This is a genomic window from Curtobacterium sp. 1544, assembly GCF_040544915.1.
GTDB lineage: Bacteria > Actinomycetota > Actinomycetes > Actinomycetales > Microbacteriaceae > Curtobacterium > Curtobacterium pusillum_C.
In genome coordinates, this window is record NZ_JBEPKX010000015.1 from 87,070 (window position 1) to 93,339 (window position 6,270).

Sequence of the window (6,270 nt, forward strand, 5' to 3'; positions counted from 1 at the left end):
GGTTCGGGCGAGCGCCCACGATACCCGCCGTCGCGCCTAGAGTCCTGGTCGCCGGGGCCGTGCGCGGCTCAGCCGCTGAACGTGTTCGCGGGGAACCCGTGCACCCGGGTCGGCACCGCGAACACCGCACCGGAGTGCGGATGCGCGTCGAGCTGCTCCTCGGTGAGGTTCTCCCGCGCCGTGGCGACGAACAGGGTCGACATGTCCGGGCCGCCGAACGCCACCGAGGTGACGTTCGGTGCGGGGAGCTCGACGGTCTCGAGGTGCGATCCGTCCGCACCGTACCGCTCGACCCGTCCCTCGCCGTAGATCGCGCTCCAGAAGCATCCCTCGTCGTCGCGGACGAGGCCGTCGTGGGCGGCGCCGACGACGAACGGCCCGAGTTCACCGAGCTCGCCGTCGGGTCCGTACGGCGCGCGGTAGATCGTCGAGGCGCTCGTGTCCGTGACGTACATCACGGTGCCGTCGTCCGACCACTCGATCCCGTTCGTCACCCCGAAGCCGCCCCGGAGCAGCCGCGTCGCACCGTCCGCCTCGATCGAGTAGAGGGCTCCGTCCGGCTCGCCCGTCGTGAGGTTCATGCTGCCGACCAGGAACCGGCCGAACGGGTCGCACTTGCCCTCATTGAACCGGAGCCCCGGACCGGCGTGCTGCACGCGGGCGATCTCCCGCTCGACGGTCCCGTCGGCGTCGGTCAACACCACGACGTCCCCGAGCGCTGCGACGAACCCGCCGGCCGCTCGGGGTTGGAAGCTCGCGAGCGGGGGCGGCAGCGGCACGCTCGACTCGATCGAGCCGTGGGCGTCGGCCGTGCTCAGCGTGCCCAGCGTGATGTCGGTCCAGCGCAGCCGTTGGGCTGCCGGGTCCCACACGATGCTCTCGGCGAGGACCGCTCGGGCGTCGGAGAAGACGGTCACGGGTCCGGTCGTCGCAGTGGAGCTCATGCCCCCGGTCTACCGGCCACGCCTCCGCGTGCCTCCAGCGGGAGCCTCCGAGCTCGGCGTGCGCCCGGCCGTCAGAGCCGGGCGTAGCGGGCCCGGAAGAAGCTGTAGACGCCGAAGGCCAGGAACCCGATGCCGATCGCCATGAGGACGAACACCCCACCGGGCATGCTCCGCAACGCGTCGAAGGCCCCGTCGAGCCCGGTGGCCTGGTCGGGGTCACTACGGAGCCCGGCGACCGCGATGAGCACACCGACGATCACCACCGCGAGGCCCTTGAGCACGTAGCCGACCACGCCGAGCACCGTGACGACCCGCTCGACCGACTGTGGCGGGTGCACGAGCTGCTTCCAGAACGAGCGGCGGATCCCGATCACCACGAGGCCGATCCCGATGCCGACGGCGACGGCCGCCACGAGGAGCAGCAGGAACACGCCACCGGGCGTCGCGAGTGCCTTCGCCGCGGCACTGCGGGTCGATCCGCTCGAGCTCTTGCCGGCACCGACGGCGTAGGACGCGGCCGAGTACGCGATGACGCCGTAGACCACGGCTTTGCAGACGTCCTTGAAGCGGTTGCCCCACGCGCGGGCGCTGTCGGTACGGCCGCCGACCACGGCCTCGAGCACGAGCCGGATGGTCAGCGCCGCACAACCGACGGTCACGATCCAGAGGAGCACGACGCCGCCCGGGACCGCAGCGATCTGCTGCAGCGCTCCGGACTGGTCGGTCTCGGTGCCGGAGGAGGCGTTCCCGACGCCGAGCAGGATCGCCAGGTAGCCGATGAGCAGGTGCACGATGCCGCTGCCGACGAACCCCGCACGAGCGGTCACCTCGAACCAGCGGCTGTCCGCGACCCGCCTCGCTTCGCGTCCGGTCTTCCGGGCCGCCTGTTCCGCCTGCTCACTCACTCCACAGAGCGTGCCTGACGGAACGGCCCGTGTCCGGAAGGGGCGGTGGGTCCCAGCCACCTGCCGGACCGGAGGCGCGGGACGGGACCCGCCCCGCGCCTCCAGTCAGTCGCCCTTGACGTTGACGACCTGCCGCAGCGTGTGCCGGATCGTCACGAGCTCCGCCGCGTCAGCCATGACCTGGTCGATGGGCTTGTACGCCGCGGGGATCTCGTCGAGGAACGCGTCGGTGTCGCGGTACTCGATGCCGACCATCGCCGCCCGGAGCTCGTCGTGCGTGAAGGTCCTCCGTGCCGCGGACCGCGAGTACAGCCGACCGGCACCGTGCGGCGACGACTCGAGCGACGGCTTGTTGCCGAGGCCCTCGACGACGTACGACGCGGTGCCCATCGATCCGGGGATGAGTCCGGGCTGCCCGGCCTTCGCCTGGATCGCACCCTTCCGGGACACCCACACCGACTTCCCCCAGTGCGTCTCACGCTGGGTGAAGTTGTGGTGGCAGTTGATCCGCTCCTGCTCGTCGACCGGCTGTCCGAGCACCTCGGACAGCTGCCGCACGACCCGGTCCATCATCTCCTCGCGGTTGAGGAGCGCGAAGTACTGGGCCCACCGCAGCTCGGCGATGTACCGGTCGAACTCCGGGGTGCCCTCGACCAGGTACGCCAGGTCGGGGTCCGGGAGCTCGATCCACCAGCGCTGCATCATCCGCTTCGCCACCTTGATGTGCCGCTGGGCGATCTTGTTGCCGACGCCCCGCGACCCGGAGTGCAGGAACAGCCAGACCCGGTCCGCCTCGTCGAGGGAGACCTCGATGAAGTGGTTGCCGGACCCGAGGGTGCCGAGCTGGTTCCGCCAGCCGCCGTGCGCCCCCGCGGGGTCGAACCCGGCGGCGGCCGCCATCGTCTCGAGCTCCGCGATCCGGGGCTCGGCGGTGGCGACGATCTTCCGGTTCGACGCACCGGCCGACAGCGGGATGGCCCGCTCGATCTGCTCGCGGAGCTCCTGCAGGTCGTCGGGCAGGTCGCCCTTCGTGAACTGGGTGCGGACCGCGATCATGCCGCAGCCGATGTCGACGCCGACGGCTGCCGGCATCACGGCGCCGAGGGTCGGGATGACCGATCCGACGGTGGCCCCGAGGCCGAGGTGGGCGTCCGGCATGAGGGCCAGGTGCGGGAACACGAACGGCATGCGAGCGGTCGTGCGGGCCTGCTGCTCGGTGTTCTCCTCGAGCATCGAGGCCCAGCTCAGCAGCCGGTCGGTGATCTTCTCCATTGCTTCGTCTCGCTTTCGTGACGGTCGTCGACGACGGTCGTCGGCGACGTCTTCGGTGACGGTCCGAGGCGGACTCCCGCTGCCGTTGGGCGCCACGAGCCGTGGCGTTCGGAGGGCAGCGTGGTGGAGAGGACGCCCCGGGCCGGGTGGGCACGGGGCGTCGGGTGACGTCGCGTGCCTACGCGGGATAGCGGTCGGGCTGCTGCTCACTGCGCTGTTCGGGCAGCACGAGGAGCGTGTCGAGCTGGAGCTCGACTCGCTGTTCGTGGTGCTGCACGGCGCGCATGCGCGGTCCTTCCGGTGGTGCCCGGGACGGGCGGTCCTGCCGATGGGCAGGAGGACGACAGTAGTGCGACACGCCCGGGGTGCACAAGTCACCCCGGGCGTGTCGCCGGTTTGCACAGCCTGGAGGCTCGCCACGCGTTCTCCACAGCGGGGTACGCCCGCCTGATGGTCGGGTCCAGTGCACGGGCAGGCTGGGTGCATGAACGAGCGGACCCGAGACACCCCCGACGCGATCGACAACGACGAACGCACCGACGGGTACGTCCCGCTCCGCTCCTATGGTGCGATCGGCGACGGACGCACGGTGGCGCTCATCGCGCGCGACGGTCGGATCGACTGGTTGCCGATCCCGGCGATGGACTCCCCGCCGGTGTTCGCCAGCATCCTCGACCCCGAGCACGGCGGTCACGTGGCACTGCGGCCGACGGACGCCTCCGCCGAGGTCTCCCGCGAGTACCTCCCGGGGACGAACGTCCTCGTCAGCACCTGGACGACGCCATCCGGACGCGTGACGGTGACGGACGCCATGGTCACCGGTGTCGCCGGTCGGCTGCCGTGGGCAGAGGTCGCGCGCTGTGTGCAGGGCGTCGAGGGGTCGGTTGAGCTGGAGTGGGCGGTCGTGCCCGGCACCCTGCTGAACACCTCGGAGCCGAAGCGACTCGACACGGCGAACGGTGCGGTCATCGGCATCGACGGCATCACTATCGCCATCGTCGAGCAGGGGTTCGATCCCGTGCACGACGACGGCCCCCGGTTCTCCGGCCGGTTCACCGCCACGGCGGGGTCGAAGCACATCCTCACGATCGTCGGCACCCACGACGAGCCGATCTTCATGCCGCGGCCCGAGAGCGCCCTCGAGGCGATGGACCGCACCATCGACAACTGGGCGACCTGGTCCGAGGAGTTCTCGTACGACGGCCCGTGGTCGGACGCGGTGCAGCGGAGCGCACTCGCCCTCAAGCTGCTGATCTACTCGCCCACCGGTGCCATCGCCGCCGCACCCACGACGAGCCTCCCCGAGGACCGCACCGGCGGGAAGAACTGGGACTACCGGTTCGCCTGGGTGCGCGACCTGTCCTACACGGTGCACGCGCTCACCCGGTTCGGCCTGCGCGAGGAGACCCACGCCGCGGTCTCGTGGGTGATGCAGACCATCGCCGAGCACGACGCGGACATGCCGATCTTCTACCGGCTCGACGGGTCGAAGAGCGACGGTGTCGAGGAGCGTGACGTCCCCGGGTGGAACGGCGTCGGCCCGGTCACGGTCGGGAACCGTGCGGGCGACCAGCTGCAGCTCGGGGTGTGGGGCGACGTCTTCGAGATCCTGCGGCAGTACGTCCGGGCCGGGAACGTCCTCGACCGGAAGACCGCGGCGGTCCTGCAGGGCCTCGCCGACGACGCCTGTCACCGCTGGGAGGAGCAGGACTCGGGCATGTGGGAGCTCGAGGAGGCCCAGCACTACGTCACGAGCAAGATCGGCTGCTGGCAGGCGCTCGACGCGGCGATCGAGCTGCACGACGCCGGCATGATCGACGGCCCGCGTGACAAGTGGGTCGAGAACCGCGAGCTCATCGTGCAGTGGGTCGGGGAGCACGGCTGGGACGAGGAACGCGGCCACTACGTGATGTACCCGGGCTCGGACGCGCTCGACACGTCGATCCTGCTGCACGCGATGAGCGCGTTCGATCGTGGCCCCCGGATGGAGTCGACGATCCGGGCGATCGAGGACCAGCTGCAGCGCGGGCCTCTCGTGTACCGCTACTCCGGCATCGAGGACGAGGAGTCCCCGTTCGTGGCGTGCTCGTTCTGGCTCGTCGCGGCGATGGCGTGCGTCGGCCGGGTCGACGATGCCCGGGTGCTGATGGACGAGATGGTCGAGCAGGCGAACGACGTCGGACTGTTCAGCGAGATGATCAGCGAGGACGGCACCTTCATGGGGAACCTCCCGCAGGGCCTCTCGCACCTCGCCCTCATCCAGGCAGCGCTCACGGTGGAGGAACTCTCGCGCGATTCGTGAGTCCGTGTGCAAGATGGAAGCACGATGAACGACGTCGATGCACGCATGGACCGGTTGCGGCGGGCCGCCCGCTACCGGTACCAGCAGCTCGTGGACAGCGAGATCGAACGCGGCTCGCTCGACCCGGACGAGGTCCGTGAGGAACGCCGGCTCCTGAAGGCCGCGGACGTCGCGGCGCACGCCAGGGCCCAGATCGAGCAGGCCGAACGGCGTGGCGCCTTCGAGGGGAACCCGTACCACGGCAAGCCCCTGCCCGGGAACGACGGTCGGCACGATCCCGACTGGTGGATCAAGTCGAAGATCGAGCGGGAGGACATCCGGGGAATCGCGCCTCCCGCCCTGTCGCTCCGGACGGAGGACGCCGAACTCGACGCCCACCTCGACGAACTGTCCGTCGAGACCGACGTCCGTGCCGTGCTCGAGGACTTCAACGCCCGCGTGAAGGAGGCCCGTCGGCAGCTGCTCGGCGGGCCGCCGGTGGTGACCCCGCTCCGTGACGTCGACGAGGAGCTGACACGGTGGCGGGACCGCCGGCAGGAGCGCCAGACGGCGGACGCACTGGCCGCGGCCGAGCGGGCGACGGCGTCCGAGGACCGGCCACGCCGATGGTGGCACCGACGTCGGTGAGGTGATCCGCGCCTCCAGGCCGTCGCCGTCTCGTGGCGGGCCGCAGCAGCGGTCCGCAGACGCCGGAACGACCGCAGCACCACGCGGTCTGCGTGGTGCTGCGGTCGTCCCTGGCGCGGAAGCGTTACTTGATCTTGGCGGTGATGGTGGCGGTGCCGACGAGGAGGCCGCTCTTGACGGCGTCGGTCTTGAAGGTGCTGTTGAGCAGCTTCGCGGCGTC

At 70.7% G+C, this 6,270-nt stretch carries 5 protein-coding genes; 2 read left to right on the forward strand and 3 right to left on the reverse strand.

Annotated elements, in window-relative coordinates:
- Window positions 1-68: 68 nt before the first annotated feature.
- The 3 genes from ABIC61_RS10820 to ABIC61_RS10830 all read right to left on the reverse strand — a co-directional run bounded on the left by ABIC61_RS10820 (window position 69) and on the right by ABIC61_RS10830 (window position 3,121).
- Window positions 69-944: an SMP-30/gluconolactonase/LRE family protein gene (locus tag ABIC61_RS10820; protein WP_354029897.1), complete on the reverse strand. Its 876-nt coding sequence runs from the start codon at window positions 942-944 to the stop codon at window positions 69-71.
- 71 nt (window positions 945-1,015) lie between these two features.
- A complete protein-coding gene (locus tag ABIC61_RS10825; protein ID WP_354029898.1) occupies window positions 1,016-1,849 on the reverse strand; it encodes a DUF1206 domain-containing protein in 834 nt (277 codons plus the stop codon).
- A 105-nt stretch (window positions 1,850-1,954) separates the two neighbouring features.
- Window positions 1,955-3,121, reverse strand: a complete 1,167-nt coding sequence (locus ABIC61_RS10830) for an RtcB family protein (RefSeq protein ID WP_354029899.1) — start codon at window positions 3,119-3,121, stop codon at window positions 1,955-1,957.
- 484 nt (window positions 3,122-3,605) lie between these two features.
- Here ABIC61_RS10830 and ABIC61_RS10835 point away from each other — a divergent pair, with 484 nt between their 5' ends.
- Together ABIC61_RS10835 and ABIC61_RS10840 are read left to right on the forward strand one after the other, a co-directional pair.
- Complete coding sequence (locus tag ABIC61_RS10835; protein WP_144756907.1) at window positions 3,606-5,423, forward strand: glycoside hydrolase family 15 protein; 1,818 nt, start codon at window positions 3,606-3,608, stop codon at window positions 5,421-5,423.
- A 24-nt stretch (window positions 5,424-5,447) separates the two neighbouring features.
- On the forward strand, window positions 5,448-6,050 hold the full coding sequence (locus ABIC61_RS10840; RefSeq protein ID WP_354029900.1) for a DnaJ family domain-containing protein: 603 nt from the start codon (window positions 5,448-5,450) through the stop codon (window positions 6,048-6,050).
- Window positions 6,051-6,270 lie beyond the last annotated feature (220 nt).

Bases quoted from the DNA above. Each gene is read 5' to 3' on its own strand.
- ABIC61_RS10820 (WP_354029897.1), bottom strand. From the start codon at position 944: ATGAGCTCCACTGCGACGACCGGACCCGTGACCGTCTTCTCCGACGCC.
- ABIC61_RS10830 (WP_354029899.1), bottom strand. From the start codon at position 3,121: ATGGAGAAGATCACCGACCGGCTGCTGAGCTGGGCCTCGATGCTCGAG.
- ABIC61_RS10835 (WP_144756907.1), top strand. From the start codon at position 3,606: ATGAACGAGCGGACCCGAGACACCCCCGACGCGATCGACAACGACGAA.
- ABIC61_RS10840 (WP_354029900.1), top strand. From the start codon at position 5,448: ATGAACGACGTCGATGCACGCATGGACCGGTTGCGGCGGGCCGCCCGC.